The sequence below is a fragment of the Bacillus sp. FSL W8-0629 genome (genome assembly GCF_038593225.1).
In the GTDB taxonomy this organism is placed as follows: domain Bacteria; phylum Bacillota; class Bacilli; order Bacillales; family Bacillaceae; genus Bacillus; species Bacillus altitudinis.
Map to the genome: position 1 here is coordinate 3,459,500 of NZ_CP151975.1, position 26,183 is coordinate 3,485,682.

A 26,183-nucleotide genomic window follows, 5' to 3' on the forward strand; every position below is an offset into this window, starting at 1 on the left:
TCGCCTCCCCTTCATTAAATAAAACGCTTACAAATTATTCCCCTGGCTGCATCACGTCAATGACTTCTTCCCAGCTAGCAGGTTTTACCCCGCCAAAACGTTCAGCAAAGTGAAAGTCTGCTAATCTCTCAAGCTTCTTTTGTGCTGCCCGAGACATACTGGCATCAATCTCTGCTTCATCTAGCATTTCAATAGTGCCAAGAAGCTCTACTGCCCGTCTTTTTGCATGCAATGCACTCCCTGTCACAAGACGATTCATGGTCTCTTCAAAACTTTTGCTATCGATTGTATCGCTTAGTGAAGAAATCACTTGATGTTCCACATTATATTTTTTGGAAATTTCCAAAAATTCAATCAAGAGACCGACAATCCCCTTCATATAAATGCTTCTGATTAGCTTTAGTGCCGAAGCATCTCCTGGCTGGTCACTAATTTTTGTGATATTCATGCCATAAGCATTCATGACTTTCATGAATTGGTCAATTCCACTGCCGCTTGCCGTGATCGGAACCTTGTGTTTGTTGACTGGAAGAGACCCTAGCATGGCGGCATCTACAAATAGCGCTTCTTGCTTTTCAATTTCGTTTGCTACTTGTTTTTTGATGTCTGGTGTTGATGCCGATACATCTACATATAATTGATTCTTTTTCAAACTTTCCAATACAGATTGTGCCACTTCTAAGGTTTTATTCGCTGGTACAGCTGCAATCACAAGATCAGATTTCTTAATGAGTTCGCTAATACTGCTCGTTAATTGAACGCCTGTTTGCGATGCTTTTTCTTTCAACGAGCCAGCTAATTTCTCATTTTGTAATAGGACATCATACGCATAAAATTGATTTAATCCTTCTGTTTTCAATCCCGTTGACAGCTCATATGCCGCTTCACCATATCCGATAAAGCCTATTTTCATCACCGATTCCCCTATTCCTGAAATTTTTTCATTCTGCCTTCCAGCCATGCCGGTGCTAAGAGACTGATGTCTTGCTTTCCTTCGTCCACATACTGATGAATCGTTTTTAGTCTCTGATGTTCATACGCTTGTTTCTCTTCCGCTAGTGTCAGCAGGTGTTCCGCCTTTTCCTTTGGAACGATGACGACTCCATCATCGTCAGCAATGACTAAATCACCTGGGGCTACTTTGACACCGCCGCACGAGATGGTTAGATTCAATTCCCCAGGACCATCTTTATAAGGTCCGTTTGGCGTAAATCCCTTACTGTAGATTGGCAAAGCCAGCTCCTCTAAAGCGAGTTTGTCTCGAACGAGCCCGTCAATCACGATTCCTTCTATTCCTACAGCCTTTGCTGAATGTGCCATCAATTCCCCTAAATAGGCATGACCCTTATGGTCTTTCCCATCAACAATCAGTACATCTCCTTCTTTAGCAGAGTAGATCGCTTGATGAAGAAATAAATTATCCCCTGGCCGTAAGCTAACAGTAAAAGCTGTGCCGACTACATTCATGCCTTTCGCAACTGGTTTGATTTGATGATCCATCGCGCCGGTGCATCCCATTACGTCTGACAGCAAGGTCGAGTTAAGCTTTTTTGCCCTAGCGATAAGATCATTTGACACGAAATGAACAGTACTCATTGTTTCCATCATCCCCTTTGAGTTATATTCATTACACCTATTTTAATTAAAGTAATATTTATTACTTTTGTGATATGATCATACCACCTCATTTTTATTTAGTAAAGCGCTTTCAAAAAATAAAAAATGAGTTCCACACGACTAATGTGTTGTGTGGTAACTCATTTTCGTTAACATATGATTGATTTGATCTAAACGTGGTTTTGTTCTTTCAGGATCATTCATCGCTAAGGCACTTAAAATGTAATCGACGATAAAGATAGCAGATACGACAGAGTTATGAGAGCCGACACTTGCTGAGGAACATGGTAATACATATTGTGCATATTTGGTTAATGGAGAGCTGTAACTGTCTGTAATTAAAAGGACTTCCACCCCATAAGACTTCGCTGCTTCCATCAAATCTTTCATACGCTTTGCATAGCGCGGATAGCTGACAGCTATAATGAAATCACCCGAGTTGAAATGAACCAAATCATCCACCCAGTCACTTTGATCTGCATCAATATACTGGCAATTCCCCAATAACCGATTGATTCCTAACGACATGTATTCGCCAACAGGTCTTCCACTTCGAACACTTGTACACAAAACGTGGCGTGCGCTGGCTATTTTCCCAACAATCTGCTGAAAGGTTTCTTCCGTGATATTGTCTAGTGCGTACTGGATATTTTGAAATTGAAGTTCTACATGGTCATGCAAGAGCTTATTCTTATTTGAATGCTTGAGATTCGCTTCAAGTCTCGTTTGAGGGTCGGCTTTATGCTTCATAGCTGATTGAAGCTCTTTTTGGAACTCAGAAAAACCGGAATACCCCACAGCAGCAGAGAATCGCATGATCGTTGCTGTACTCGTCCCGACTTTTGACGCCAATTTATCGACAGTTAAAAAAGCGACTTCCATTGGATTTTGTACGATATAATCTGCAATTCTCCTCTGCGCATCGGTTAAAAGTGCGACCTTATGCTGAAGTTTATATATTAAATCCTCCATTATAGCACCTGCCTATCCTATCGGCTTTATCTACGATTCGTGTTTTCTTTTCACTCTTTATTGTACACATTTGGACAAAATAAAAAAACAGCCAGCACGAATCTATCGTACTGACTGCTCTAGTCGAGATGCTATTTTATAGTGCTTGAGCTGCTGTGATAAGCGCAAGATTGTAAACGTCTTCGGCATTACAGCCTCTTGAAAGATCGTTTACTGGCTGATTTAGACCTTGTAGGATTGGACCTACAGCTTCAAAGTTACCTAAGCGCTGGGCAATTTTGTAGCCAATGTTTCCAGCTTCAAGGCTAGGGAAAACAAATACGCTAGCATCGCCTTTGATGACGGAATCTGGTGCTTTTTTCGCTGCCACTGAAGGAACGAAAGCTGCATCGAATTGGAACTCTCCATCAAGAACAAGCTCAGGTGCTTTTTCTTTTGCAATGCGAACCGCTTCAGATACTTTGTCTGTTTCGTCTGATTTTGCTGAACCTTTTGTAGAGAAGCTAAGCATTGCTACACGTGGTTCGATGTCAAACATTTTTGCTGTGTTTGCACTTTCGATCGCAATTTCAGCAAGATCTTGGCTGTCTGGTGCAATGTTGATCGCACAATCAGCAAACACATATTGCTCTTCGCCGCGAGCCATAATGAAGACGCCAGAAGTTTTCTTTACGCCTTCTTTTGTTTTAATGATTTGAAGTGCTGGGCGCACTGTGTCAGCAGTTGAGTGTGCTGCTCCGCTTACAAGGCCGTCTGCAAGACCTTTATACACAAGCATTGTACCAAAGTAGTTTTCATCCAGTAATGCTTTTCTCGCTTGCTCTTCTGTCGCTTTGCCTTTACGTCTTTCGACGAAAGCTTGTACAAGATCTTCAAAACCTTCATATGTATGAGGATCATACACGTCAACACCATCAAGTGTAAGACCTAATTCTTTTGCTTTTGCTTCTACTTCTTCCTTCTTACCTACAACAATTGGCTGCAATACTTTGCCATCTGCTAGTTTTTGAACGGCTGTTAGAATGCGTTCGTCCATTCCCTCAGGAAAAACGATCTTAACTCCTTTACCTGCAACCTTTTCCTGAACTGTTGAAAAAATATCTGCCACTTCAATACCCTCCTTGATTTTACAAAAAAAGCGTTCTCTTTTAAGCATACTCTTCTTCTACATAAATTCAAACTACCAACTTACATTATAGCGCTTACAATTTAAATTCTTATTTTTCAAACTAATTAAATCAATTTCTAGAAAAGCGTTTTCGTCGTTCAAGTTTTGATCACATCTTCATTTGGACAAACTATGTTATAGTTGGAACAGATGGAAAACTGTAAATAGGAGTGAAAGAAATGAGCGAACAACATACAACAAATGAAGCAGCTCAAACACTAGATGGCTGGTATGCACTGCATGATTTTAGAACGATCGACTGGACAGCTTGGAAGCTGCTGACAAGCGATGAGCGTCAAGCCATCATTCATGAGTTCACAGGTCTATTAGAAAAATGGAAAACAGCCGAGCACAATCAGGCTGGAAGCCAAGCAATCTATAGTATTGTCGGCCAAAAAGCAGATATTATGCTCATGATTTTACGTCCGACCATGGAAGAACTGGGTGAAATTGAACTTGAATTCAACAAGACACGACTAGCCGAGTTTACGATTCCAGCTTATTCTTACGTGTCAGTTGTTGAACTCAGCAACTACTTAGCAGGAGGCGGAGATGGCGGAGACCCTTACGAGAACCCGCATGTACGTGCGCGCCTCTATCCAGAGCTTCCTTCTTCTCAATATGTCTGTTTCTATCCAATGGATAAAAGACGTTCTGGCAATGACAACTGGTACATGCTTTCAATGGATGAGCGCAAATCCCTTATGAGAAGCCATGGTTTAATTGGCAGAAGCTATGCTGGGAAAGTAAAACAGATCATTACAGGTTCTGTTGGCTTTGATGATTATGAGTGGGGCGTCACTCTTTTCTCTGATGATGTGCTTCAATTTAAAAAATTGGTTTACGAAATGCGATTTGATGAAGTGAGTGCACGTTACGGCGAATTTGGTTCCTTCTTTGTTGGAAACCGATTAGCAAACGAGCAGCTAGCGTCTTATTTCCATGTATGATAAACTCTTAAGGCTTCGGATCTCTCCGAAGCCTTTTTATGTATTTGTTTAGAAAGGTGATCTCATCATGAAAAACTTCCCCATCGCTATTTTTGCGTTAACGCTCGGTGCGTTTTCGATTGGCATGACTGAATTTGTGATCATGGGACTTTTGCCAAATGTCGCAAATGATCTTCATGTATCTATTTCTGCTTCAGGTCAGCTGATTACCGGATATGCACTCGGTGTCGCAGTTGGCGGCCCTATTTTAACGTTATCAACTGGAAAAATGTCGAGAAAACGTCTCCTCATTCTATTAATGATTCTTTTCGTAGCAGGAAATGCTGTCGCAGCTGTATCGTCTTCTTATGGTCTGTTGATGGCTGCACGTATTTTAACGTCATTTGCCCATGGTACCTTCTTTGGTGTCGGCGCCATTATGGCTGCACGGCTTGTTCCTAAGGAGCGAAGCGCAAGTGCGATCAGCTTCATGTTTACAGGACTGACAGTAGCCAATGTACTGGGTGTGCCATTTGGCACCTTTATCGGAAATCAATTCGGCTGGCGCATGTCATTTCTCGTTATTGCTGTCATTGGTCTCATTTCCTTAATCGGTATTATCAGTTTAGTACCAAATCAATCGAAAGAAGAAGTATTAGATATTCGAAATGAAATATCGGTGTTGAAAAAGCCGCAGGTCCTCGTCTCCTTTGCGATGACGATATTCGGTTTTGCGGGTGTGTTTACCGCCTTTACGTATATCAGCCCGATCCTGCTGCAAGTGACTGGCTTTCAGGAAAACGGGGTCACCCTCATTCTTGTCCTCTTTGGGCTTGGGGTCACCATTGGGAATTTAGTCGGTGGAAAACTTGCGGACTGGAAGCTGATGCCGAGTATTATCGTCACATTGATCTTGCTGATGGCTGTCCTGTTGTTATTCACATATACATCTGCCTTTAAAGTGCCTGCCGTGCTGACGATTTTTGTTTGGGGAATCATTTCATTTATTCTCGTTCCTACCTTGCAATACCGCACGATGAACATGGCACATGAAGCCCCGACACTCGCATCAACGCTCAGTCATTCTGCCTTTAATATTGGAAATGCCGGCGGTGCAGCGCTTGGCGGTCTTGCTATCGAAATCACACATTTACAGCTTGTCCCGCTCTTTGCGGCAGGTGTAACATTCATTGGATTGATCATTACGATCATGAGCTATCAGTCAGATAAACGAATCAAAAGGACCTGAGGGCAGGTCCTTTTTCTATTTCACCACGGTCATTTCTGGCTCTTCTATTTGTTTCACACGTTCCTGAATGGGATGGGTAAAGGAATGCTCTGATAAGACAATATGGGAGACCGTTTTTGTGAAGCCAGACACATCTTGAATAAACGCTTCAATTTCTTCAAGTGAGGCGACAGACAGCTTAATGAAAAAACAGGACTGTCCTGCCACTCGATAAGCAAAGAACGCACGTGGATGCTGGTTCATAAATGTCACAAAACGCTGATACTCCCCATTTAATACGGTGACTTCCAGTAAACAGTCTATCATCAGACCCAGCTTTTTATAATTGACTTGAACAGAATACCCTTCGATAATTCCTGCATCCTCTAGTTTTCGCACTCTTTCTGCTACCGCAGGTGCTGATAAATTCACTCGTTTGGACAATTCTCTCATTGATAAGCGGGCATCTTCTCTCAATTCGTTTAAAATATGCACATCCACATCGGTGATTTTCATTCGTTACGCTCCTATCCCAAAATCGTTCCATTTGAAAAGTATTTTATGATGATACTTATGATACGAAATGTAAAATAAAACTAAATAATGGTAGAATTTATTTTAACGGAATTGAATGAAAAAGCAAGTATGGAGGGATCACTTGATGAAAGAATCTTTAGACAGCCAGGCTTCTAAAACATTTCCCATCACACTTGCCATTGCACTCACACTTGGCGTTTTTGCGGCGGGATCGGAGGAACTGGTGATTTCACCACTGCTGCCTGATTTATCAAACTCCTTTCAGCACTCTCTTGATGTTCTCGCTCTTTCCATCAGCATTTATGGGTTAGCTGTGCTGATTGGAGCTCCGCTGCTCGTTCCTTTAGGGGATCGATATTCAAGAGAGCTGTGTTTGATGATTGGGCTGTCTTTCTTTTTGATTGGAACAGTGATGTGTGCTGCTGCTCCAAATTTGGCCGTGTTTTTTGCAGGCCGTGCTATTTCTGGGCTGGCAACTGGTGTATTTGTGCCAACAGCCTATGCTCTTGTGGGCGACCGGGTTCCATACGAATATCGCGGCAAAGTGATGGGACTCATTGTATCGAGCTGGTCTCTTTCTCTTGTCCTTGGTGTGCCCATTGGCGCCTTTATCGGCCAGAGTTTAAACTGGCGCTGGACGTTTTGGATCTTCGCTATGATGAGTCTCGTTGTCCTGCTGCTCGTCATCCTTGAATCAAGAAAACAAGTCAGAGCAGCTGATTCGAAGGCACCTCAAGCTAGAGAGAAAACAGGCGCTTTATGGGGGGCTTTGAAAATTGATCGTGTGCCTGCCTATTTGACTGTGACGTTTTGCAATATGCTTGGATTTTACGGCATGTACTCGTTTTTAGGTGCTTATCTGCAAAGTCTGTTTGATGGCGGACAATCAACAGCTGGACTTCTTATTATGGCTTATGGCGTCGGCTTTTCTATGAGTATGTTTACTGGAAAATTAGCAGACTGGTTCGGTAAAACCCGTTCCCTTGTCTTTGTGCTGGGTGGAATTGCGCTTGTTCTAGCCTTGCTTCCTTATGCGCCATTCTCGTGGATGTTGCTGATTTTCGCTCTATTTATTTGGGGTGCTATGCAAAGCTTATCTGTCACGCTTCTAAGCACCGTTCTAAGCGACTGCTCTCAAACCCATCGCGGGAAAGTGATGGCTTTTTACAGCCTGGCCTCCAACCTTGCTGTTATGCTCGGTTCCGCACTGATGGGACCCGTTTATGTCCATTTCGGATATCATACGGTAGGTATTGTCTGTGCATTGATCACACTTGTTGGTTTTATCATCAGCTTCGTCAGCTATAAACGAGAACGCGCCTTACAGAAAAAACAGCCAACTACACTTGAAACGTAAGCACATTTCACTGCACATCTCGATATGTGCAGTTTTTTAGATCAATTTTTAATATCATCATATATTACATTTTTTATAAAATTTGTTGACAATTACCAATTTTAAATTTTATAATCTAGTAAAAATTTGAAAAAGATTGGATGGTAAACATGATCCTAAAGAATGATGATGTGTTTCATTTCAAAGAAGAGCCAAGCCCTTCACCCAAGATGTTTACAGTCAACACACTAGGCCCTAAGGGGACAAGCAGTGAATACGCAGCAAAACATTTCATCTCTCAATCCACCACTACACTCGGCACTCATACGAAACTATCCCTTTATGACACATTCGAAACTTGCATTGAACATACTCTCTCTCAACCACTTCAATTTACTCTCGTCCCACACGCATATGAAGGCATCAAACACTTCTACATGAGACCAGATCTACAGCTTTTACAAATTTTCAGATGTGACACGCCCATGTATGGTTTGGCTGTCAGACCTGATTTCCCATTCAATGAACAAATGCTCCACCATTTAAAAATTGTCTCACATCCTGCACCTGTCAATTTAATTCAATATTTCATTCACCAAAATGCTGAATTTGAACTTGTTAATTCTACAAGTACTGCTGCGCAGAAAGTAAGAGACGGCGAATTTGATTTTGCATTAACGAATGAGGTGGCAAGAGCCACATATGGCCTCATCTTCATTCGAACGTTTAAAAGTATACCCATGAGTTGGTCCATATTCGGAAAAGGAGAGATGTAAGATGCAAACTGAACAAAAGACGCAAGAACGATATTTTCCTCAAGCGAAAAAATTAGAATGGGATAATGGCGTTATCCAATATTCCACTGTAAGAGGCGGTACGGAAGTGTTAATTTCATACGTCCCTCCCCGCACGATCATTGAACCTCACGAACATCCCGAAGCACAAATCGGTATTGTGTTAAAGGGCGAGCTTCAAATGACTGTCGGCCAATCGACTCAACTGCTCACCCCATTAGAATCAGCCTATATCGCACCACCGTTTGTCCCTCACGGCGCTTCAAATCTGACAGATGAAGAAGTGATCGCCATTGATATTAAGAGATTAAAGGATGACGAAGAATATACAGCTCCCCCCACTTATTTCTTAGACATTTTCAAAACACGGGATTTACTCCCTGGCATGGAAGTGACTTTTTTTGTGGAGGATTGGATGGAGCTGATGATTGCCAATATCCCTGGGAACGGTGGAGAAATGCCTTTTCATAAACATAGAAATGAACAAATCGGCATTTGCATCAGTGGAGGGTATGATATGACAATCGAAGGCTTTACAGAAAAGATGGAATTTGGCACCACCTATTTCTGTGATCCAAGGGAAGATCATGGGGCCATCAATCCAAAGCCAGAAGCATCAAAGTCTATTAATCTCTTCTTCCCTCCTCGCTATAATCGCTTAAAACCAAAAGCATCTAAGGTGAAGAAATGAAGCTGGATGGAAAAGTTGTCCTCATTACAGGGGGTGCGTCGGGGATTGGGCTTGCTGCTGTCAAGCTCTTCCTCGAGCATGGAGCAAAAGTAGCTGTCGCTGACATCAATGAAAGCAGCGGCAACCAACTAATTGAATCATTGCCGCATGAGCACCTTGCATTTTTTAAAACAGATATTACGAAAGAGTCTGACTGTCACCAAACCGTTCAGAGCGTGCTGAGCCGATTCGGTGCCATTGATGTCCTCATTAACAATGCAGGCATCGAAATTGTCTCACCTATTCATGAGATGGCACTGGAGGATTGGCATCGTATTCTTCAGGTCAACCTGACCGGCGTCTTTCTCATGAGTAAGCATACTTTGCCGCATATGCTTGAAAAGAAGAGTGGAAGTATTATCAATACCGGATCTGTCGGAGGTCTTGTGGGCTGGCCTGACATTCCGGCATACAATGCAACAAAAGGCGGTGTCATTCAGCTCACCAAATCAATGGCCATTGACTATGCCGCTCATCAAATCAGGGTGAATTGTATTGCCCCTGGCATCATTGATACACCATTAAACGAGAAGTCCTTTTTAGACAACCACACAGAAAGTCTCGAGATCGTCAAAAAGGAAAAAGCAAAGGTGAATCCTATGCTGCGGCTTGGAAAACCTGAAGAAATTGCTGGCGTGATGCTCTTTCTCGCCTCTGATCTATCCAGCTATATGACTGGAAGTGTCGTCACAGCAGACGGAGGTTACACCGCTAGATAAAAAGGAGTGCTTTCATTGAGTAAAAAAACTGTACTTGTCATTGCTGATCTAGGTGGGTGCCCGCCCCATATGTTTTATGAAAGCGTGGCGGCATCGTATCATATCGTTTCTTATATCCCGAGACCCTTTGCGATTACAAAGGGACATGCCGAGCTAATCGAAAAATACTCCATTGCGGTCATCAAAGACCGTGATTATTTTGATACACACCCTTCTTTTGAACACCCTGATTCTATTTACTGGGCACATGATGATTATCCAAAATCAGAAGAAGAAGTTGTGGAAGACTTCATTCGAGTGGCTTCCTTTTTCAAAGCAGATGCAATCACCACCAATAATGAATTATTCATTGCACCGATGGCAAAGGCCGCTGAACGTCTTGGGCTGCGAGGTGCTGGTGTCAAGGCAGCCGAAATGGCGCGTGATAAAAGCCAAATGAGGGCTGCATTCAACGCCTCTGGCGTCAAAGCGGTGAAAACTCAGCCTGTCACGACTTTATCTGATTTCCAAAAAGCCATTGAGTCTATCGGAACACCGCTCATTTTAAAGCCTACATATTTAGCCAGTTCTATTGGCGTCACCTTGTTTCATGACAAGGCTGGAAGTGATGATCTGTTTTTACAAGTACAATCGTATTTGGAAACCATACCAGTCCCAGACGCTGTCACGTATGAAGCACCGTTTGTCGCTGAAACGTATTTAGAGGGTGCTTACGAAGATTGGTATGAAGATGAAGGATATGCTGATTATGTCAGTGTAGAAGGGCTGGTCGTAGAGGGCGAATATCTCCCTTTTGTCATACATGATAAAACCCCTCAAATCGGTTTTACAGAAACGGCTCATATCACTCCGACGATCTTAGACAATGAAGCAAAGCAAATCATCATTGAAGCAGCAAGAAAGGCAAATGAAGGACTAGGTCTTGAACATTGTGCAACCCATACAGAAATCAAACTCATGAAAAATCGAGAAACTGGACTGATCGAATCAGCGGCTCGATTCGCTGGCTGGAATATGATCCCGAATATTAAAAAGGTCTTTGGCGTCGATATGGCCAAGCTATTGATCGATGTATTAGTTGATGGTAAAAAGGCTGTACTGCCAAAACAGCTACTTTCTGGACATACATTTTATGTAGCGGACTGCCACCTGTACCCCCAGCATTTTAAAGAGAGTGGGCTTATCCCACCTGAAGCCACACATATCACCATTGATCATGTGTCTATTCCAGAGGAGGCATTCGTTGGAGATACTGCGATTGTCAGTCAATCATTCCCTACCAAAGGGACTATGGTGGATCTTGCTTTATTTGAAGCTTTTAATGGAATCGTATCTCTTGAATTAAAAGGATCATCCTCACAAGACGTTGCCGCGTCCATCCGCAACATTCAGAAACAGGCAACGATTCAGTTAATGGATGAATTAGTGAAGGGATAGAAAGAGAGGCTGCTGTGGTGAAAATGTTAGCATCTAAAATGATTGAACGGCTGCCTGAACAGAAATTCGGCACCGTCTTTGACAAAATTGCTCAAAAGACAAAAAACGGAGCAAACATTATGAATCTAGGTCAGGGAAACCCTGATCTACCAACTCCTCCCCATATCGTGAGTGCCCTAAAGGAGTCAGCGGGTGTTTTGCCATTTCAACAATATGCCCCTTTTAGAGGCTTTGACTTTTTCAAACAAGCCATTGCAGATTTTTATAGATCGGAATTCGGTGCTGAGATTGATCCGCAGAAGGAAATTGCTCTTTTCACTGGCGGAAAAACGGGACTGTATGTCATGAGTCAGTGTCTGCTTGATCCAGGAGATATCGCACTCGTTCCCGATCCAGGATACCCTGAATATCATTCAGGCATTTTGATGGCGGACGCCAAGCCATACAGTATCAAACTTGAAGAGAAAAATGGTTATTTACCAGATCTCTCCTCAATTGATCGTGATGTAGTCAAAAAAGCAAAAGTACTGTTCTTGAATTATCCGAATAACCCCACGGGTGCTGTCGCAAATGAGGCATTCTTTGAAGAGGCTGCTACCTTTGCGGCCGCTCACGAACTGTATGTTATTCATGATTTCGCCTATGGTTCATTTCATTACGAACAAACACCCGTGAGCTTCATGAATACTCCTCTCGGGAAAAGTGTAGGCGTCGAATTATATTCTCTATCAAAGACTTTTAATATGGCAGGATGGAGAGTCGCTTTTGCTGTTGGAAATGAGGAGATCATTCATGCCATCAATACCTTCCAAGACCACGTGTTTGTCAGTATGTATGGCGGATTTCAACATGCAGCGACTGCTGCCTTGCAAAGTGATGACTGTCATATTCAATCATTAAGAGCGATATACCTTGAACGAATCAATTTCTTCATCCGGCAAGCGGCGAGAAAGCTTGGCTGGACAATCAAACGTCCACCCGGCGCCTTTTATTTATGGGCTCCGATTCCTGATGACTTTGAACATTCTCATGCCTTTGCTGACTATTTACTCGAACATGCCGATGTTGTCGTCACGCCTGGAGGAGTATTTGGAGCCAATGGGAGCCGTCATGTACGCATTTCAATGGTTGCCCCGATTGAAGAGCTTGCTCTCTTTATCGACCGTCTGTCCATCCTCCCCATTCGATTTCATCAAAAAACCCGCCTATAGCGGGTTTTTTTCAGTTTATATACTTTTCATCGTTCCACCGTCTACGGAGATTTGTTGGCCTGTGATATAAGAAGCTTCCTCTGATGCCATAAAAGCTGCCAATGACGCCATCTCACTCGCTGAGCCTACTCTTTGCATTGGGATACCTGATGCGACAGCTTGTACAGCCTGCTCTCGTGACACTCCCTGCTTCGTCATCATATTGCCGATAAATTGTTCATACCGATCGGTTGCAATAAAACCAGGATTTAAACAATTCACCGTAATACTAGACGACGCAAGCTGTGTGGCTGCATTTTTACTGGCATTAATAATCGCTGCATTCATCATACTATTCGTAAACATTTGTTCACCAGGTTCCTTCCACAGGTTCCCGACAATTTGAATGATCCGTCCATATTCATGTCTTTTCATCAATGCTACTGCACGCTTCATTGTATCTACGTAGGCGATGGCTTTTTGAGAGAAAGCAGCCAGCATCTGGTCAGTTTCACATGAATCAAATGTATCTGGTTTTCCTCCTGGAATGTTATTGATCAGCACATCGAGTCTGCCAAACTCCTTTTCTATTTCTTCAAAGGCTTCCGACCTCACCGCTTCAACCGACATATCTCCACAGAATAGAGACAGCGGTTCCTTTGTTTCTGTCATATCTTGAATGTGCTGTTTCGTCTGTTCAAGTGAGGCCATATTTCTAGAGTTGATGATCACCTTCATATCGCTCTGGGCGGCAAGTTTTATTGCGATTGCCTTTCCAATGCCTGTACTTGCCCCTGTGACAAATGCAATTCTTTTAGACAAACTCATCCACATCCCTTTTCATCAATATACATAAAATGACACATACAGAATGTATTTCAACAAAAAAAGACCTTTCTCCTGCGAAAGGCCTCTCTTCTCTATTTAAATGTCGTTTCCCAATTAAATCCGATCGCCTCATCATTCCACGCAATTCTCTTCTCATCTGGGTTTTTTGGATCGTACGATTCTGTTGTAAAATACACAATCTGCAGCGGCGTCTCTCCTAATACGCGGTAGCCATGGGCAACTCCCTTTGGGATGAGGAGCAGCATCGGATTATCTTCTCCCATATAATACACATCGGTTTGACCCTTTGTCGGGGAATCCTCTCTCAAATCGTATAAAACGACCTGTGCATGACCTGCTGGGAAAAACCAAACATCGTCTTGTTTTTCATGATAATGAAAGGCTTTGATCACTCCTGGGAAACTTTTCGACCACGACGCCTGCCCAAATCGCTTCAGCATCGGTTCGTCATCTCGAATAAGCTCTGCGAAAAAGCCGCGATCATCACAATGTTTCATGAGTTTTTTCGTTTGAACACCATCAATCATGCTGCTCGAATCTCCCTTCTTTCTGCAAGTATTCGTGAAGTGCATCCTTCCAATGTCTTGGCTTCCAGCCTGTCGCTTCAATCGCTTGCAGGTCTAAAACAGAGTAGGCGGGCCGAGGTGTTTGGAAACCATACTCTTCAGTGGAAATGGGCTCAATTATCGTAGACAGACCACTTGCTGCCACAATTTCTGCCGCAAAGTCAAACCATGAACAGCTTGCTCGGTTACTGACATGATAAATACCTGCTTTCTGGTCAAACAAGTGAATCAAAGCTTCTGCGGTATCCTTTGTATAAGTAGGAGACCCTAACTGATCATTGACGATGCGCAAATGATCCTTCGTTTCAGCCAGCCGAAGAATGGTATTCACAAAGTTATGTCCCTCATGTCCATAAAGCCACGACGTCCGAATGATCTTCACTTCATCTGACACAAGATGAATCAATTCTTCTCCAAGTTTTTTACTCTTTCCATAAATGGTTTGCGGATCTGCTTGTGCATCAACTTGGTAAGGGGTATCCGCTTGCCCATCAAACACATAATCTGTGCTGACATGTAATACATCAGCCCCTACGTTTTTAGCTTCAAGCGCTGTATAGTAGGCGCCAATCCCATTCACAAGATAGGCTTTTTCCGTTTCTGTTTCGCATTGATCCACAGACGTATAAGCAGCCGCACTGACAACAATATCCGGACGGAAATGTCTCATTGCATGTCTGACTGCCTGTTGATCTGTGATATTCAGCATACTCCTTGTTAAAGCAATGACTGTGATGTCTTTTTCTTTCAGCTGTTTCGTCAATTCTTTCCCTAATTGGCCGCCTGCACCGGTGATTAAAACTTTCATCGGTCACCCTTCTTCACTTTGATCATATTTGGCACGATACCAATCGATCGTTTTTTCGATACCTTTTTCGAATGAAGTTGCCTGCACCCAGCCAAGCTCTTCTTTTAGCTTACTGGCATCAATGGCATACCGCCTGTCATGCCCTTTCCGGTCTTGAATAAACGCGATTTGGTCATGAGAGATGCCTAGATGTGTGAGAATGGTTTTGGTTAAATCAAGATTTGTTTTCTCGTTGCCGCCGCCAATATTGTACACCTGACCGGCTGTTCCGTTTTCTACTACTTGCTTTACGGCTCTCGCATGATCCTCTACATACAGCCAATCCCGGATTTGCTGGCCGTCTCCGTAAATCGGAATCTTTTCACCATTGACCGCTTTTCTAATAATGGTTGGGATTAATTTTTCTTCATGCTGATAAGGTCCGTAGTTGTTGCTGCATCTTGTGATCATGGCGGGTAGTTGGTGGGTGTGGATATAAGATTTCACAAGCAAGTCTGAACTTGCCTTGCTTGCTGAATAAGGATTATTCGGTGAGAGTGGTGTTTGTTCTGTGAAAGCAGGATCATCCGGCTCCAAATCTCCATATACTTCATCTGTGGAAATATGAATGAGTTTTTTCGCCTTTCCCTTTAAAACAGCTTCAAGCATACGATAGGTACCAAGGACATTTGTTTGGATAAAGGGTTCTGCTGACTCAATACTGCGATCGACATGTGATTCTGCTGCGAAATGAATGATGGCATCATAAGCTTCATCAAATACTTGATTCAGTTCGTCTTGCAGCGTGATATCTCCTTGGACAAAACGGAAATGAGGCAGCTTTGATAAATATTCCATTTCCTTTGGATGACTGGCATATGTTAATTTATCAAATACGGTAAGCCGGACATCGGACTCTTGAAGTAGTAGCTTCACAAAATTCAGTCCAATAAACCCTGCTCCACCTGTAATTAAATAAGACTTCGTCATTCGTATCCCTCTTTTTCCTTCATCGTTTCAAACATTTTTGTAGATGCTTCGTGGAGAGATTCATGTGTTCCTGCATCAATCCACCACCCTTTTAACATATCATAGGTCAGCTGGCTATTTGAGATGTAGAGATTATTCACATCAGTAATCTCTAGTTCACCTCGATCTGACGGCGAGATTTCCTCGATATATTGAAAGACGTCTTGATCATAAAAATAGATGCCCGTGACGCAGTAAGATGACCTCGGGTGCTCTGGCTTTTCTTCTATTGATAAAATTCGGTGATGAGCAGGATCAATTTCTGCAATGCCAAACCGTTTTGGATCTGCCACCTCTTTCAATAAAACCTTGGCTCCGCTTTCTTGTTGCCTAAAGGCGTCGACAAAAGGGCGTAATGAATCTTCAAAAACATTATCACCAAGCATCAGCACAAATTTTTCCCCTTTAACAAAGGGCTTTGCATAGGATAAACCATCGGAAATACCAGACGCTTCTGGCTGTACTTGATACACAATGTTCATCCCAAGTTCACGATCATCTTCCAGTAACTTTTGAAACAACGGAATTTGTTCTTCCTGTGAAATCAGCATCACATCTACAATTCCTGCTTCTTTCAGTTTGAATAATGACCAATAAATCATCGGGTATGGACCAACCGGCAGCAAGTGTTTGTTGAAAATCTTCGTTAATGGTGCCAGCCGTGATCCTTTTCCTCCTGCTAAAATAACTCCCTTCACATCTACACATCCTTATGTTCTTTTTGGTGTGAATTCATGAGGTGTATAAGAATGTTTTTCACTCGTTCGATTCCTTTTCCATCAATGAGTGAACGTCCATTAAGATGAATGCTTCTGCGGAGAAAATAGCTGCCAGACAGTTTTTGAACAGCTTGCACCAGGTCTTTTTCTTCCACAAGGTCACCTAATCCAAGGTGAAAACAAGCGCCCTTTTGCGCAAACATGCTCGCTGTCACTGCTTGGTGATCTACTTGCGATAGGACAATGCTGGGCACCCCGATACAAATTACCTCATATAACGTCATACCGCCTGCTACGATAGCCACATCAGCTTCTGATAAAAGAACCGGTAGTTGATCTGTATGTTGGATGAATTGGATATGTTCCGCCTCTACTTGCTCTTTGATGTGAGAGGCTTTTCCTGCGACCGCTAAAATGTCTAGGTGATTTGTTTGAAGAAGCGCCGATACAGCCTTTGATAACAGGCCGCACGGATCACTGCCGCCAAGGCTGATGACCACCTTTTTACATTCTTTCCGAACCTCATATGTGTCTTTGAATCGATTAATCTCGTGATCTAACAATAAATAGGGTGTTCCATGATAATAAGCCGTGCCATTAACCTGCTCGTGCTTCCCGTCCAGACCGCCATAAATGCCGTTTATGACCGTGTCTGCAAGCTGACAGGCTTCCTCTCTTTTTTCCTCAAATAAGACCAACCTCGCACTGCCACAGGAGTCTTTGATCGTTTGAAGAAACTGAAGATCACAATCAAGGACATCTATGACTAAAAGGTCAGGCTTTAGCTTTTTGATGTCTTGTTGGATTTGTAGAAGCGCATTCGACTCATGCACCATCTGAACGTGCCACTCTGGGTGCGAAAGCATTTCTACACAAATCTGATCATTTGTATAGAAATATAAATCGTTCCCTTCCTGAAGCAGTTCTTTTGCCAAACGTTTCATTCTGACGACATGACCCATTCCTCTTAAAAAACCCCCATAAACAACAATCATAATTTTTTTGTTCATTCAGCATCCTTCTGTCTCACAGATTGATTCAAACGAACAATGTCTGGATGTTGTTCACAGATGGAAATGAACTCAGCTGTCGGCACAGCAATAGAACCACCAGCTTTCTCTAATAAACAGGTAGCAAACACATAATCTTCTTCTGTATCAATCGTGAATCGATAAGCAGGATATGCAAGTTCTTTGGGCGGTGTGAATAATTGAAGGTGAAATTGCTCGGGATGCTTTCTGATATACAGCGTGACATGCTCACGTTCTGAATAAGTGAGGGGAAATTTGTCGATTTCACATAAAATAGATGCCTCAATCATTTCCCCGGAAATACCGAGTGGTGTTCCGTTCGTATATGTGTAATCAGCCTTTTCCTGTCTATGTTTTTCAAGCATTTTCGACAAAAGCGAAGGATCTATAAATGGATTGTCTCCCGTTAAACGTACAACCGTTTTAGGTTCAAATTGACGGACAATCTGCGCAAACCGCTCAAGCACATCTGCCTCACTGCCTCGAAACACCTTATAACCCTTTGACATACAGTATTGAGCCAAATAGTCATCCTCTGGTTCGACCGTTGTGGCAATCATAAGGTTTTGCATTTTGTGATGGTAATCATCTGATTGCTTCACCCGCTCCACAATCAAATCAATCAGCGCCATGCCGCCGATCGGTTTCATCACTTTTTTGGGCAGTCTTGTTGACCCCATCCTAGCCTGAATGACAAAAAGCACATCATGCATCATCACGAGACTCCTGCGTGAGTACGTCTTTCCACGAAACGCCTGTATGGGCTGGGATGTCTCTCACAGCCTTTGTGCCAAGTAAAATCGGCATATATCGCGGATGCAACCCCTGATTTTTTTGGCCAGGGCGCAGCACAGCTACATTTTCTGACGTGAGGGTCTCTCCCTTTGCAATGCCTTTTGTCGTAAAAATTCCTCGATACGCAAATTCTCGAATCTGCCCTTCAATGGCTGTTGTCGTTTTATAAGAACTGCCAAGAAGCTCCTCTGGTAATGAATGAACGTCTATTTCCGCTTGATTCCGCTGCTTTTCTGCTGCTCGAATGTGCTGAACCATTTCCTTTAATTCTTCAGGATTAAGAGCAAATGAATGATCCGCTCCGGGTAATGTTTTATCTATTGTAAAATGTTTTTCAATCATTGCTGCCCCGAGCTTCACAGCGGCTACTGGCGCTTCCGTCGGGTGTTCACTATGATCTGAAAAGCCAATGACTGCTTCAGGGAAAGCGGATCTTAAGGTTTGAATCACCCGCAGGTTCGTATATGCTCTAGGCGCTGGATACTTTGCCACACAATGCATGATAGCGACTTGCTTATTTTTCTGGCTCGTAATCGTTTCGTATGCTTCATGAACATCTGCAATGGTAGCCCCAGCTGTTGAAAAAATGATCGGCTTTTGAAAAGAAGCCGTATGACGCAAAAGAGGCAAATGGTTGATTTCATAGGATGCCAGTTTAAAAGCAGGTGGATTCGTTTGATTCAATAAATCAGCCGATTCTTCATCACACACGGTGCTTAAAAACATCAATCCTTTTTCCTTACAACGCCTCAATAAGACAGGCAGCCATTCCGGCGGCAGCTCCATTTGTTCCACTAAAGAAAAAATAGACACTTCTTCTCCTTTGGCCGTTTCGTATAACCCCGGTTCCTTTTGATACATCCGATCCGCTTGAAACATTTGAAACTTCACCGCATCAGCCCCTGCTTCTTTTGCCACATCAATTAAAGCAAGTGCCTGATCCAGCTTTCCATCATGGTTAATGCCTGCCTCTGCAATGATAAAGACAGGCGCATCATCTCCCACTTTGCGATCTCCGATATAGAAATGCGCCATCTTACCTCTCTCCTTTTTTTGGCCACACATGGTAATACAAAAAGGCATTTGTTGTTCTAAACCCCATCTTTTCGTACAGCTGGATGGCTGTCGTATTATGAAGCTGTGTCCCCGCAGAAATGAAGTGATGCCCCCTGTGATGAGACACTTTCATCATCTCAATAAACAGCTTTTTTCCGATCCCTTTTCCTTGAACATCCGGTCTAATCGCAAAAAGCTCAAGCCCCATCTCATGCCCCTTTGTCATACCTTGAATCAAGCCAACCACTTCATCATTTACCTTGGCAACGAGGTTGATATCTGCGCGTCCGAATAGGTTGTTTCTCATCCACTCCTGATAAAAATGCTGAACAACACGCTGGTCTAAATATGGATCAAGGGCATAACGGCTTTTCACAAAAGCCTGATTACCTAGTAAGACCGCCTCATCGTAATCCTTTTTATCTGGCACACCCATCACCACATCTTGATCTGATGATGGCATCTCCATGAGGGCAGGCGGTGCCTCAAGCCTAGTGAGACCACCGACATAATACACATGGGATAGTTTTTGAACAATGCGGTTTTTTTCAAGATCAGCCGCCTCAAGACGTAAAAAGAAAAAATCACATTTTTCTGTTCTCATCCAATTGATGAATCTCTCCATCAATTCTTTAAAGAGCAGCGCTGATTCAGCTTCCACAAACTTCACATGAAAAATATGCTTGTCAAAAATGCCGCTCTCCCATTTGGACCATTCGTATAACAGCACTGCTTTGAGCTTAGCGCCGCTGACAAGAGCAAACTGCTTGAATCCTGTCATGCGTCCTGCTTCATGACCATATGTTTTCAGCCAAGCTGCCAGCACCTGATCGTCTATTGCATGAACGACTTTCATGAAGAGGCCTTCTTGTCTTTTAAAATTGACACGACTGCGGTGATGACATCCTGCACATCTTCATCTGTCATACTTGGATAAAGCGGGAGCGAAAGCGTTCGTTTGTAATAAGTGAGTGCCTCAGGGAAATCCTCTGGTGAATGGTTATAGGTCTCTTGATAATATGGATGCAAGTGAACGGGAATAAAATGAACACTCGTGCCGATTTTATATTCCTTTTGCAGCTGATCAATCATGTCATCGCGTGTGATCATTGCTTCTTTTGGATCAACTTGCAGCACATATAAATGCCACGCATGTCTTCCCTCATCATGTACAGGCGGCAAGATGAGACCAGCTTCATGTTGAAATGCCTGATTGTATATCTTCGCAATCTGTTCTCTGCGTGTCTGCATCTCCTTCAACCGGCTTAGCTGAACGAGCCCTAACGATGCTTGCACGTCAAACATGTTCATTTTATAGCCCGGTTCCTCGACCTCGTAATACCATGTTCCCTTTTCTCCATAACGATTCCACGCTCCCTTGCTCATCCCGTGAAGCGCCAGCCTTCTGATTCTAGCCGCAAGTGCATCATCATTTGTCGTCAGCATGCCGCCTTCACCAGTCGCTATGTTTTTCGTTGCATAGAAGCTAAAAGCGGTCGCATCACCAATTGATCCAATCGGTTGATCATGATAGGTCGTATAGAGGGCATGAGCGGCATCCTCCAACACGAACAAATCATATTTTTTGGCAATCGCTAAAATTTGGTCCATATCACACGATTGACCAGCAAAATGTACAGGGACAACCGCTTTCGTATGTGGTGTAATGGCCGCTTCTAATTTTTTCGCATCTAGATTGAGTGTCGCCGGATCAATATCCACGAAAATAGGGGCTGCCCCCGTATGGATGATCGTATTGGCTGTTGCGCAGAACGTCAGAGGCGTTGTGATGACCTCATCACCAGCTCCAATGCCTCTCGCCTTTAACGCTAAAAATAGAGCAGCTGTACATGAATTGACTGCTATTGCGTGCTTCGCTCCAGTCAGCTGCCTAAACTCTTCTTCAAACTGTCTAACTTTTGGTCCGGTGGACAACCAGCCGGACTTTAAAGTTCCAATGACTTCATCAATTTCTTCCTGTTCAATAAAAGGCAGTGCATAAGGAAGAAATTGTGCTCTCTTTTGTCCCATATCGCTTGCACACCCCTATCTTCATCTCTGAAAATCCACGCCTGTTTTTGTTTTGAGCAGAGAAAGCAGAACATCGGTCGATTGTGCATGCGGATAATGTTCTTGAATGAAACGAGCTCCTTGCTGTTTCGCCAGCTTCATTTCTTGTTCATCCGATAAAATACGGATCGCTTTCTCGGCCAGCTCAATAGGGTTTTCCATGTGGCAGCTGCCAAGCGACTCGTAATAAGGGTATCTTCTGCCTTCTGTCATTTTTCCAATCAGTACACTCTTTTTAAAGAGCATTGCTTCCAGACCAACTGTTGATGTGAGCGTTATGACCATATCCATATACGGCAGGAGGTCATACAAGTCGATCTCTTTTTTAATTAATCTCACATGGTTCCCCGCACGTTCAATCGCTGTGTAGTCATTTAATCGATTTCGAGCGATTTCCCACGGATGCGGCTTCATAATCAGCTGAATATCTTTCCGTTTTGCAATCGTTTTAAGAACATCACCGTAAAAGGCTTCTGAAAACGGCTGTGTTGCCACGAGCACAGTCTTTTTGGCAGGATTGAAGTTCAATTTACGAAAGACCATTTCCTGTTGAAGCGGTGTTCGCTCCTGCACCAAATCAAATCTCGGGTGACCTGTGATCTCCACCTGCTCAGGCTGACAGCCTTTGTCTACATACCAGTCCTTTTCATATTTTCCAAACACTCCGTGGCAGGTGGTGAAAATCGGTAAAAAGGCTTCGTCTCCCATGAGCGCACCGTGCTGAAGACAAATACTTGTGAGATGGCGTTTCACGGTTTGCAAGGCGAGCACACGGCTATATGCATCCTCCGTCGTACCAACTACGACAGCTGTGATTGGCTGCATCTCAAATAGCGTTTCTATTTGGTCAATCACATCAATAAATTGCACAATGTCCTTCCGAAGCTTTTCTCTAAAAAAGACATTGCCAAAGACAGGATGCTGGGCGTAAGGTTTCAATAGAGCATTTGCTTTTTCAATATATTCAACATGGGCTTCTTTATTAACCTCTCCGGCTAATTCCGGCTTGCTGATCACTGGTAATCCGAAATAATCAGCCTTCTTCCAGCGTGCGAGCACCACTGTTTGGTTCGGATGGAACCGCATGTAATTTTGTTCAGTAAAACGCAGGTGTTCAAAGTGAAGCAGCACCTTTCCATGACTCGGACGATAAGGGATACGCTTGATCTGCTGTTTATGCTGATCAAAAAATGGCTGAATGTCTTGCGGCTTTGGACAAGTCGTTGTCAGCTCTTCACCAAACGCCTCATCATCCATACGTTCCCTCACTTCAGGGCTGATGTATTGATAAAAATTACTGATTAATCCAAGGGGGATGTGGCGATAGGTTAAGTCTTTCATCAGATTCACATACTCAAAGTACACCTGCCAATAATGATGAATATAATGCGACACTTAAGGTCACCTCCCATGTCTTTGTTTTAATATATGGCGGAGCTCCCTACAGGTAGACTGCGGAGGAAGTGCTTGAATAAAATCGCTTTTCTCATCTTCTGCCAACTGATAATGAATAGACTGTTCTGTGATGTAGTTTGTATCCAATACCTCATCAAAAGGGTAGAACGGATAAAAGTGATTTAATCTAAAAAAGAACCGCGCATCCCCTATTCGATAAAAATGCGGACTCTCGTCCCAGTAGGATCCAAACTCAGCTCGAATCTTTGTTAAAATGGATGCACGATGTACAACTGAACAGTGATCAATAGCACAAGGTGCATTCCACTGCACCGTTTGCGCAGGTCGAATCGTTTCCTTTACTGGCTCTTTTTCGCTATTTAAATAGATAACTTTTGAACTAGAATAGACAATATGTTCATTTGGACGAGCATCTAAATAATTCGTGAGCTTCTCTAAACGGTCTGGTGCATAGACATTGTCATCTGTGGCATAGGAAATATACTCGCCCTTTGCCTGTTCTAATGCTTGATTAATGAGGACGGCATAGCGTGTTTTCGCCGTTCTTTCCTCCAACGTTTTCACCCCGCTTTGGATAAAATGGATGCGTGGATCTTTACGGAAAGGCTCAATAGCAGCAAGGGTTTGTTCGTTTGATCCATCATCCATGATAAAAAGTTCAAAGTCTGACAAGGTCTGCTGCAGCACCGCTTCAATTGATCTGCCAACGTAGGCCGCTTTGTTGTAGCTCGTCATAATGACCGTTACTTTCGTCAATGTTTTCACCTCGGTCTCTTTTAAACTATGGTTATCATATGTGTCTCCTCTTAAAGAGACTGTAGAGTGACCTATTTTTTATAAAATTGGATTTTTTTCATGATCTATCTTTGAAAAACGTAAAAATTTTGGTAATATAAGTAATCATTTATGTGTATTAAAGGAGTAAAGAACATTGGAGTATATGAAGAGTGATCTCTCCCAAGAAGAGGAAGCAAAAGGTTTTTTTCGATTCTTTAAAATTTTTGTCGCGACAAAAACGATTATTCGCTCATATGAACATACCTCTATTCCCATGTGGCTGATGATACTCCTTGCAAGTATCGCTGGTACTAGCTGGATGTACGAAGGGTATTTTAGTGAGTATATGGGCAATCATATTCCATATCCTTTTATTCTGTTACACGGAGCAGGTTTTGGTATTTTAGTAGGCAATTTCCTTCTATTTTTCGGTTCATTCATTTTACAGTGGTTAGGGCGACTGTTTTTTGGCAGTAAAGCGGCGTATCGAGATGTGCTCAAAGCTTGCACACTGACGGTCATTTTTCCTTCCACCTTATTTGCTCTTACTTGGATTTTTACTGTGGGGTTGCTTGGTCCGTATACATTTGTGAAAATCTCACCCTATTTAGACCAGCACTATGAATTATGGTATTATCTCAGTGTTTTACCACTGGTTGATGCGTATACCAAGACATGGATATTTGGGATGGCTGTTTTAGGCCTTGTCGCTGTGATGAAGCTGAGAATATGGCAGGCCTTTATCATTGCCATCACACCGATCGCCTTATTTTTTCTCATCATGACCCTTCTCTATGACGTCCAGCGGGCTATGAATTGGTTGATGTAAACAGGCATTCCTTAGATTGTTGGAAACCTTTGCAGTCTAGGAAGGACGAGCATCGGCGCGGAGCGAATTTGACATTCGTGAGCACCGAAGCGCAGGACTGACACCGAATGCGAGGGTTTGTCTACACGCTGAGGAACTGCACAAAGCAGTTCCTTTTTTTCGTTCAATGTACATATTCTCTCTTCCTGTCTCATAGTGTGAAAGAGAAAAAGAATGCTATGGAAACAACAGGCGCTTTTCTGCCTTCTGTTTAGAACACCATGAGGAAAGAGGAGGAACGTTATGAAATTGAAAAATCAATTTGGGCAAGGTTCGGGTTTCGAAGGTCAAGATTTTCGCCAGCAACAATATGGAGCAAATCCGTATCCTGCGCAGCAGATGGGTTATTCAGTCCCTCCCCAAACGCAGGGTCAAATGCAAGGTCAAATGCAGCAGGGGTATTCGCCAATGCCGTCTACTGGTACTTCACAAGGAGGCCAAGGTGGGCAAAGTGGCGGGCAGCCCTATCAAATTCCTTCGGGACCGATTTATCAGCAGAACGTCACCGGTCAGCTGCCGCTTGAGCAGTCCTATATTGAAAATATTTTACGATTAAACCGCGGCAAAGTAGCCACGATCTATATGACGTTTGAGGCAAGTAAAGAATGGAACTCTAAGATTTTTAGAGGGGTCATTGAGGCCGCAGGACGTGATCACATTATCATTAGTGATAACAAAACAGGGACACGATACTTATTGTTAACAATCTACCTTGATTACATTACGTTTGATGGGGAAATTCAATATGACTATCCATACTCGATGTCTACGTATTCTCCGAGATAACCTCAAGGTCCTATCAGCAGCAAGGTGCAGACGCCCTTGCTTTTTTCTTTTGTCTAGGTTTTTGACACACCTTCGGGGGAAGGCTCATAAGATGCCTAGTAGTTTTTATTAAACGCCTAGAGGTGACATCAATGACTGTTGAGCTGGATTATACATCGCCGAATGTCAAATATTCATTTGATCTGAACCAAAGCCCCCTTGTGAAATATGACCAACACAACCTGATTAATGTTTTAGGAAAAAAACAATTAAATTCGCTCGATCAAGTATCTCTGCTGGATATATATTTGAGTAAAAGCAAAGTAGTAGAGCCTCATTATCATCAAAATGCTGCCGAGCTTGTTTATTGTATCGCCGGCTCTGCTGCTGTATCCATGTTGAACCCTTTTACCAAAAAGCTGTCCACCTACACCATTACCCCTGGGCAGGTAGCCAATGTGCCACAAGGCTGGTGGCATTACGAAGTCGCCTTGCAGGACAAAACCCATTTGTTAGCCATTTTTAACGCATCGACGCCAGAAGTCATCTTAGGTTCAGACCTTCTAACCCTCACGCCTTCTCACATCATGGCACATACTTATTGCATGAACGAAACGCAGTGGAAGCAGGCGACGCAGCCTGTGAAACCTGGTGTGTTTATCGGACCTTTCTGCCACCGGGAGGAAGAGACACAAACGCACCCTGTCCCCCCTTCCCACTATGTACCTTATTATCAAGCACCTCCGAACTATTCTCCTTATTGGAGTTAAGAAAAAAACCGATGCCCCTATGAGAGCA

General features: G+C 43.1%; 28 protein-coding genes. 11 read left to right on the forward strand and 17 right to left on the reverse strand.

The genetic code is table 11. The features are described from left to right. Nucleotides 1-34: 34 nt before the first annotated feature. The 4 genes from NSQ17_RS17940 to pta form a co-directional block, all read right to left on the reverse strand. Nucleotides 35-913 (reverse strand): prephenate dehydrogenase/arogenate dehydrogenase family protein, encoded by an 879-nt coding sequence (locus tag NSQ17_RS17940; protein WP_342467653.1) that lies wholly within the window; start codon nt 911-913, stop codon nt 35-37. A gap of 11 nt (nt 914-924) precedes the next feature. After that, nucleotides 925-1,596 (reverse strand): RraA family protein, encoded by a 672-nt coding sequence (locus tag NSQ17_RS17945; protein ID WP_144679073.1) that lies wholly within the window; start codon nt 1,594-1,596, stop codon nt 925-927. A 141-nt stretch (nt 1,597-1,737) separates the two neighbouring features. Further along, nucleotides 1,738-2,589 carry a MurR/RpiR family transcriptional regulator gene (locus tag NSQ17_RS17950; protein WP_265784542.1) on the reverse strand — a complete coding sequence of 284 codons (852 nt, stop codon included), beginning with the start codon at nt 2,587-2,589 and terminating at the stop codon, nt 1,738-1,740. Between the two features lie 136 nt (nt 2,590-2,725). Then, on the reverse strand, nt 2,726-3,697 hold the full coding sequence (gene pta, locus NSQ17_RS17955) for a phosphate acetyltransferase (protein WP_008343597.1): 972 nt from the start codon (nt 3,695-3,697) through the stop codon (nt 2,726-2,728). Between the two features lie 239 nt (nt 3,698-3,936). Between pta and hemQ the strand changes: the two genes are divergently transcribed. Then, nucleotides 3,937-4,707, forward strand: a complete 771-nt coding sequence (gene hemQ, locus NSQ17_RS17960; protein ID WP_047945784.1) for a hydrogen peroxide-dependent heme synthase — start codon at nt 3,937-3,939, stop codon at nt 4,705-4,707. A gap of 67 nt (nt 4,708-4,774) precedes the next feature. After that, a complete protein-coding gene (locus NSQ17_RS17965) occupies nt 4,775-5,935 on the forward strand; it encodes an MFS transporter (RefSeq protein WP_135009568.1) in 1,161 nt (386 codons plus the stop codon). 15 nt (nt 5,936-5,950) lie between these two features. Here the strand turns inward: NSQ17_RS17965 and NSQ17_RS17970 are convergent, their stop codons facing one another. Further along, the gene (locus tag NSQ17_RS17970; RefSeq protein ID WP_046344710.1) at nt 5,951-6,430 is read right to left on the reverse strand and encodes an Lrp/AsnC family transcriptional regulator; all 480 of its coding nucleotides are present in this window, start codon (nt 6,428-6,430) and stop codon (nt 5,951-5,953) included. 145 nt (nt 6,431-6,575) lie between these two features. On the opposite strand from NSQ17_RS17970, the gene NSQ17_RS17975 reads away from it, so the two are divergent. The 6 genes from NSQ17_RS17975 (at nt 6,576) to NSQ17_RS18000 (ending at nt 12,678) form a co-directional block, all read left to right on the forward strand. Further along, nucleotides 6,576-7,808, forward strand: coding sequence for an MFS transporter (locus tag NSQ17_RS17975; RefSeq protein WP_135009567.1), 1,233 nt, complete (start codon nt 6,576-6,578; stop codon nt 7,806-7,808). Nucleotides 7,809-7,957: 149 nt separating this feature from the next. Next, complete coding sequence (locus NSQ17_RS17980) at nt 7,958-8,563, forward strand: bacilysin biosynthesis protein BacA (protein ID WP_047945786.1); 606 nt, start codon at nt 7,958-7,960, stop codon at nt 8,561-8,563. Between the two features lies 1 nt (nt 8,564). Beyond that, nucleotides 8,565-9,272, forward strand: coding sequence for a cupin domain-containing protein (locus NSQ17_RS17985; protein ID WP_017368257.1), 708 nt, complete (start codon nt 8,565-8,567; stop codon nt 9,270-9,272). Further along, nucleotides 9,269-10,030 carry an SDR family NAD(P)-dependent oxidoreductase gene (locus NSQ17_RS17990; RefSeq protein WP_008343608.1) on the forward strand — a complete coding sequence of 254 codons (762 nt, stop codon included), beginning with the start codon at nt 9,269-9,271 and terminating at the stop codon, nt 10,028-10,030. The genes NSQ17_RS17985 and NSQ17_RS17990 overlap by 4 nt, the downstream gene beginning before the upstream one ends. 15 nt (nt 10,031-10,045) lie before the next feature. Then, nucleotides 10,046-11,467: an ATP-grasp domain-containing protein gene (locus NSQ17_RS17995; protein ID WP_135009565.1), complete on the forward strand. Its 1,422-nt coding sequence runs from the start codon at nt 10,046-10,048 to the stop codon at nt 11,465-11,467. A 14-nt stretch (nt 11,468-11,481) separates the two neighbouring features. Further along, on the forward strand, nt 11,482-12,678 hold the full coding sequence (locus NSQ17_RS18000; protein ID WP_144679071.1) for an aminotransferase class I/II-fold pyridoxal phosphate-dependent enzyme: 1,197 nt from the start codon (nt 11,482-11,484) through the stop codon (nt 12,676-12,678). Nucleotides 12,679-12,693: 15 nt separating this feature from the next. On the opposite strand, the gene NSQ17_RS18005 is transcribed toward NSQ17_RS18000, so the two are convergent. From NSQ17_RS18005 to NSQ17_RS18060, 12 genes are all read right to left on the reverse strand, one after another. Further along, nucleotides 12,694-13,485 carry an SDR family oxidoreductase gene (locus NSQ17_RS18005; protein ID WP_286069845.1) on the reverse strand — a complete coding sequence of 264 codons (792 nt, stop codon included), beginning with the start codon at nt 13,483-13,485 and terminating at the stop codon, nt 12,694-12,696. A gap of 92 nt (nt 13,486-13,577) precedes the next feature. After that, nucleotides 13,578-14,033, reverse strand: a complete 456-nt coding sequence (locus tag NSQ17_RS18010; protein WP_008343612.1) for a dTDP-4-dehydrorhamnose 3,5-epimerase family protein — start codon at nt 14,031-14,033, stop codon at nt 13,578-13,580. Beyond that, a complete protein-coding gene (gene rfbD, locus NSQ17_RS18015; RefSeq protein WP_135009562.1) occupies nt 14,026-14,880 on the reverse strand; it encodes a dTDP-4-dehydrorhamnose reductase in 855 nt (284 codons plus the stop codon). The genes NSQ17_RS18010 and rfbD overlap by 8 nt, the downstream gene beginning before the upstream one ends. A 3-nt stretch (nt 14,881-14,883) precedes the next feature. Continuing rightward, a complete protein-coding gene (gene rfbB, locus NSQ17_RS18020; protein ID WP_342467654.1) occupies nt 14,884-15,849 on the reverse strand; it encodes a dTDP-glucose 4,6-dehydratase in 966 nt (321 codons plus the stop codon). Further along, complete coding sequence (locus NSQ17_RS18025; protein WP_138279132.1) at nt 15,846-16,586, reverse strand: sugar phosphate nucleotidyltransferase; 741 nt, start codon at nt 16,584-16,586, stop codon at nt 15,846-15,848. Before NSQ17_RS18025 ends, rfbB begins: the two co-directional genes overlap by 4 nt. A gap of 2 nt (nt 16,587-16,588) precedes the next feature. Beyond that, a complete protein-coding gene (locus tag NSQ17_RS18030; protein WP_160757811.1) occupies nt 16,589-17,617 on the reverse strand; it encodes a glycosyltransferase in 1,029 nt (342 codons plus the stop codon). After that, a complete protein-coding gene (locus NSQ17_RS18035; RefSeq protein WP_144679068.1) occupies nt 17,614-18,354 on the reverse strand; it encodes a glycosyltransferase family protein in 741 nt (246 codons plus the stop codon). Before NSQ17_RS18035 ends, NSQ17_RS18030 begins: the two co-directional genes overlap by 4 nt. Continuing rightward, the gene (locus tag NSQ17_RS18040) at nt 18,344-19,468 is read right to left on the reverse strand and encodes an N-acetylneuraminate synthase family protein (RefSeq protein WP_326112196.1); all 1,125 of its coding nucleotides are present in this window, start codon (nt 19,466-19,468) and stop codon (nt 18,344-18,346) included. The genes NSQ17_RS18035 and NSQ17_RS18040 overlap by 11 nt, the downstream gene beginning before the upstream one ends. 1 nt (nt 19,469) lies before the next feature. After that, nucleotides 19,470-20,345 carry a GNAT family N-acetyltransferase gene (locus tag NSQ17_RS18045; RefSeq protein ID WP_342467655.1) on the reverse strand — a complete coding sequence of 292 codons (876 nt, stop codon included), beginning with the start codon at nt 20,343-20,345 and terminating at the stop codon, nt 19,470-19,472. Beyond that, a complete protein-coding gene (locus NSQ17_RS18050) occupies nt 20,342-21,520 on the reverse strand; it encodes a DegT/DnrJ/EryC1/StrS family aminotransferase (RefSeq protein WP_135009558.1) in 1,179 nt (392 codons plus the stop codon). Before NSQ17_RS18050 ends, NSQ17_RS18045 begins: the two co-directional genes overlap by 4 nt. A 21-nt stretch (nt 21,521-21,541) precedes the next feature. Beyond that, entirely contained in the window at nt 21,542-22,954 is a 1,413-nt protein-coding gene (locus NSQ17_RS18055) for a CDP-glycerol glycerophosphotransferase family protein (RefSeq protein WP_144667602.1), read from the reverse strand. 6 nt (nt 22,955-22,960) lie between these two features. Next, on the reverse strand, nt 22,961-23,731 hold the full coding sequence (locus NSQ17_RS18060) for a glycosyltransferase family 2 protein (RefSeq protein ID WP_041508123.1): 771 nt from the start codon (nt 23,729-23,731) through the stop codon (nt 22,961-22,963). A 175-nt stretch (nt 23,732-23,906) separates the two neighbouring features. Between NSQ17_RS18060 and NSQ17_RS18065 the strand changes: the two genes are divergently transcribed. The 3 genes from NSQ17_RS18065 to NSQ17_RS18075 all read left to right on the forward strand — a co-directional run bounded on the left by NSQ17_RS18065 (nt 23,907) and on the right by NSQ17_RS18075 (nt 26,155). Further along, nucleotides 23,907-24,581, forward strand: coding sequence for a YIP1 family protein (locus NSQ17_RS18065; protein WP_135009556.1), 675 nt, complete (start codon nt 23,907-23,909; stop codon nt 24,579-24,581). 282 nt (nt 24,582-24,863) lie between these two features. Then, nucleotides 24,864-25,406: a spore coat protein GerQ gene (gene gerQ, locus NSQ17_RS18070; RefSeq protein WP_007497781.1), complete on the forward strand. Its 543-nt coding sequence runs from the start codon at nt 24,864-24,866 to the stop codon at nt 25,404-25,406. 131 nt (nt 25,407-25,537) lie between these two features. Continuing rightward, a complete protein-coding gene (locus tag NSQ17_RS18075; protein WP_019743221.1) occupies nt 25,538-26,155 on the forward strand; it encodes a cupin domain-containing protein in 618 nt (205 codons plus the stop codon). The last annotated feature ends 28 nt before the right edge of the window (nt 26,156-26,183 follow it).

What these genes read in the sequence shown, in the direction of transcription:
- NSQ17_RS17940 (WP_342467653.1), bottom strand. Translation starts at nt 913, where the DNA reads ATGAAAATAGGCTTTATCGGATATGGTGAAGCGGCATATGAGCTGTCA.
- NSQ17_RS17945 (WP_144679073.1), bottom strand. Translation starts at nt 1,596, where the DNA reads ATGAGTACTGTTCATTTCGTGTCAAATGATCTTATCGCTAGGGCAAAA.
- NSQ17_RS17950 (WP_265784542.1), bottom strand. Translation starts at nt 2,589, where the DNA reads ATGGAGGATTTAATATATAAACTTCAGCATAAGGTCGCACTTTTAACC.
- hemQ (WP_047945784.1), top strand. Translation starts at nt 3,937, where the DNA reads ATGAGCGAACAACATACAACAAATGAAGCAGCTCAAACACTAGATGGC.
- NSQ17_RS17965 (WP_135009568.1), top strand. Translation starts at nt 4,775, where the DNA reads ATGAAAAACTTCCCCATCGCTATTTTTGCGTTAACGCTCGGTGCGTTT.
- NSQ17_RS17970 (WP_046344710.1), bottom strand. Translation starts at nt 6,430, where the DNA reads ATGAAAATCACCGATGTGGATGTGCATATTTTAAACGAATTGAGAGAA.
- NSQ17_RS17975 (WP_135009567.1), top strand. Translation starts at nt 6,576, where the DNA reads ATGAAAGAATCTTTAGACAGCCAGGCTTCTAAAACATTTCCCATCACA.
- NSQ17_RS17980 (WP_047945786.1), top strand. Translation starts at nt 7,958, where the DNA reads ATGATCCTAAAGAATGATGATGTGTTTCATTTCAAAGAAGAGCCAAGC.
- NSQ17_RS17985 (WP_017368257.1), top strand. Translation starts at nt 8,565, where the DNA reads ATGCAAACTGAACAAAAGACGCAAGAACGATATTTTCCTCAAGCGAAA.
- NSQ17_RS17990 (WP_008343608.1), top strand. Translation starts at nt 9,269, where the DNA reads ATGAAGCTGGATGGAAAAGTTGTCCTCATTACAGGGGGTGCGTCGGGG.
- NSQ17_RS18005 (WP_286069845.1), bottom strand. Translation starts at nt 13,485, where the DNA reads ATGAGTTTGTCTAAAAGAATTGCATTTGTCACAGGGGCAAGTACAGGC.
- NSQ17_RS18010 (WP_008343612.1), bottom strand. Translation starts at nt 14,033, where the DNA reads ATGATTGATGGTGTTCAAACGAAAAAACTCATGAAACATTGTGATGAT.
- rfbD (WP_135009562.1), bottom strand. Translation starts at nt 14,880, where the DNA reads ATGAAAGTTTTAATCACCGGTGCAGGCGGCCAATTAGGGAAAGAATTG.
- rfbB (WP_342467654.1), bottom strand. Translation starts at nt 15,849, where the DNA reads ATGACGAAGTCTTATTTAATTACAGGTGGAGCAGGGTTTATTGGACTG.
- NSQ17_RS18030 (WP_160757811.1), bottom strand. Translation starts at nt 17,617, where the DNA reads ATGAACAAAAAAATTATGATTGTTGTTTATGGGGGTTTTTTAAGAGGA.
- NSQ17_RS18035 (WP_144679068.1), bottom strand. Translation starts at nt 18,354, where the DNA reads ATGATGCATGATGTGCTTTTTGTCATTCAGGCTAGGATGGGGTCAACA.
- NSQ17_RS18040 (WP_326112196.1), bottom strand. Translation starts at nt 19,468, where the DNA reads ATGGCGCATTTCTATATCGGAGATCGCAAAGTGGGAGATGATGCGCCT.
- NSQ17_RS18045 (WP_342467655.1), bottom strand. Translation starts at nt 20,345, where the DNA reads ATGAAAGTCGTTCATGCAATAGACGATCAGGTGCTGGCAGCTTGGCTG.
- NSQ17_RS18050 (WP_135009558.1), bottom strand. Translation starts at nt 21,520, where the DNA reads ATGGGACAAAAGAGAGCACAATTTCTTCCTTATGCACTGCCTTTTATT.
- gerQ (WP_007497781.1), top strand. Translation starts at nt 24,864, where the DNA reads ATGAAATTGAAAAATCAATTTGGGCAAGGTTCGGGTTTCGAAGGTCAA.
- NSQ17_RS18075 (WP_019743221.1), top strand. Translation starts at nt 25,538, where the DNA reads ATGACTGTTGAGCTGGATTATACATCGCCGAATGTCAAATATTCATTT.